Source organism: Myroides odoratus, from assembly GCF_965118575.1.
Taxonomy (GTDB): Bacteria; Bacteroidota; Bacteroidia; order Flavobacteriales; family Flavobacteriaceae; genus Flavobacterium; species Flavobacterium odoratum_B.
In genome coordinates this window covers 1-2,004 of record NZ_CBCPHW010000043.1, presented here as the reverse complement: position 1 = coordinate 2,004, position 2,004 = coordinate 1, and the positions used below count along the sequence as shown (strand labels likewise).

The window sequence follows — 2,004 nt, the reverse complement described above, 5'->3', positions numbered from 1 at the left end:
ACTTTGGCTTTTGATCCGCTCTTTGGTGGTCTTAGTCACAAACAAATAACAGCTGTGGTTTAAAAAGGGACGCTCGTTAAAATGTCTTTCAAAACTTCTACTTAGATAGCTTTGCTCTTGATCTGTAAAATTCGCCTCATAGCTTTCTTTTACAAACCAATCTTGCTTGTGAATCACAGTAAACTCAGGGAGCGTTTTAATAGCCTTATGCCACACGCTATGAATAGTCTCATATTCTTTATCTGAGATGGTAAATATCTCAGGTAAAATGACTTTATAACAAACCGTAATATCTGCTTGCTTTGAAACAATGCAGTTATTCTCAACCGAGAGAATAGGAAACATCCTTTCTAAGGTGTTTGTCTTAGCTGTATTTCTCATAGCTTCTTAATTTTAAGTTTCTATTGAAATACCCTTTTACCTCTTTTCTTGAGATGATATACCTTGGAAAGTATTTTCTAGCTTGAAGTTTCATAAGACCATACTGACCGTATTTCTTATTTAATGAAAATACTTTGTAAACAAGATAGCCAGATGTACTAAGGCCTACGGCTAAACAAATAAGATTGTTTACCCCTGCCATATACATGACCATAACAAGAATAAGATTCCCCAAAAGTCCACCTGCAAAATAAAACAGGTACTGAGCTTTGAGTCCTTTAAACTCTACACTGGCTCCAATGCCTTTATTGATACTATACTTTTTCATAAGCGCATCTTTTAAAGGAAAAATGAACGTAGAATGGTAGCGGCTACAATTAAGAAGATACAAGCCCCAAACCAGCTTGCTGCTGTCTTGCTTGTATCGGGATCACCACTAGAGAATTTGTTATACACCTTTACTCCTCCAATAAGACCAACCACTGCTCCAATAGCGTAGATAAGTTTAGTGGCTGGATCAAAATAAGAAGTAACCATCTGGGTAGCTTCTGTGATTCCTGCTGCTCCGTTTCCTTGAGCTAGTAAGGGTAAACTACTTAGTACAATAAGTAGTAAAAAAAGCCTTTGTTTGATTGTTTTTGTTTTCATAAGAATGACATTTACTTGGTTATAATCATGCCCTTTGCATGATACTTTGGTAAATGTCTTTGGAAAACTCTTTGAGGGAGGAATTGTGGAAGTTTGGGGACGCGCATGGCGATAAAATGCAATGAAAAAGGCGTTAAGTATACTTTACAATAACGCCTTCACAGTTTCTCTTTACACAAAATCATTAATATTAAAATTCTCACTATCTATTACTTCTTCCTTTTTTGGTAATTTTTCGTTTAGTGATTGATCTAATAACTTTGCTATTGTCTTAGCTGAATCAGGCATTGCCTGTTGAAGTAATTCAAGTAAATCAGATCCTTCAATTTTTTTAGCTGTATTTACTGTAGCATCATTGATTAACTCTTCTTCAATAGACCTAACAAAACTATTAAGCTCATCCATATTGACTCGCTCAGTAAAATCATGATCCATTGGTTGTAAACTCTCACCTAGTTCTTTTTCTTCCTCTTCTAGATCAAGTTCATCTTCTATTTGGTTAATTGAAAATAGTGATTGCTTTAGTACGATTGGTTTACTTTCTCCCATAATACTTACAGGGATATCTTGTTTAAAGGGTAGCTCTTCTGTTTCTGTTGGATTCTCTTGTTGAATTGATTTGTTTTTATTTAATAACAGAAGAGCTATAATAATAACAAGACTGATTATTATTACTATTTCCATGGATTAAAAGATAGGTTTATACTTCTGGTTAAACTTTTCTACAATTGTCTGTGAAAACTCCTCAAAATGGTTGTCCAATAGATTATCTAAATAAGCATAAATAGAAACCTTGTCCTCTCCTATGACCTGAACAATACGAGTGAGTTTTTCATGAAACTCTGGTCGGATGTAAACCGTTTTACCATCCCTGGCTCTAGTTGTTGTTTCTTTTAAAAAGATCTCTACATAATTCTCTTTACTCTTAGTAACTTGTACTGGAGCAGATTTTCTAAAGTGTTTGAATTTTCTCTT

5 protein-coding genes are annotated in these 2,004 nt (G+C 34.4%); all 5 read right to left on the bottom strand.

What is annotated here, in order from left to right:
• Window positions 1–381, bottom strand: a 381-nt coding sequence (locus ACMHJ2_RS17675) for a DUF3875 domain-containing protein (protein WP_413514170.1), incomplete at its 3' end; no start/stop codon positions are given.
• Window positions 365–709: a DUF4133 domain-containing protein gene (locus tag ACMHJ2_RS17670; RefSeq protein WP_413514169.1), complete on the bottom strand. Its 345-nt coding sequence runs from the start codon at window positions 707–709 to the stop codon at window positions 365–367. The genes ACMHJ2_RS17670 and ACMHJ2_RS17675, both read right to left, overlap by 17 nt.
• 11 nt (window positions 710–720) lie before the next feature.
• On the bottom strand, window positions 721–1,029 hold the full coding sequence (locus ACMHJ2_RS17665; protein ID WP_058699398.1) for a DUF4134 domain-containing protein: 309 nt from the start codon (window positions 1,027–1,029) through the stop codon (window positions 721–723).
• Between the two features lie 171 nt (window positions 1,030–1,200).
• Entirely contained in the window at window positions 1,201–1,713 is a 513-nt protein-coding gene (locus tag ACMHJ2_RS17660; protein ID WP_413514168.1) for a hypothetical protein, read from the bottom strand.
• 3 nt (window positions 1,714–1,716) lie between these two features.
• Window positions 1,717–2,004 (bottom strand): DUF3408 domain-containing protein (locus tag ACMHJ2_RS17655; RefSeq protein ID WP_413514167.1); only part of this gene is annotated, 288 nt, incomplete at its 5' end.

Excerpts from the sequence above, each read along its gene's own strand:
- ACMHJ2_RS17670 (WP_413514169.1), bottom strand. The coding sequence starts at position 709 with ATGAAAAAGTATAGTATCAATAAAGGCATTGGAGCCAGTGTAGAGTTT.
- ACMHJ2_RS17665 (WP_058699398.1), bottom strand. The coding sequence starts at position 1,029 with ATGAAAACAAAAACAATCAAACAAAGGCTTTTTTTACTACTTATTGTA.
- ACMHJ2_RS17660 (WP_413514168.1), bottom strand. The coding sequence starts at position 1,713 with ATGGAAATAGTAATAATAATCAGTCTTGTTATTATTATAGCTCTTCTG.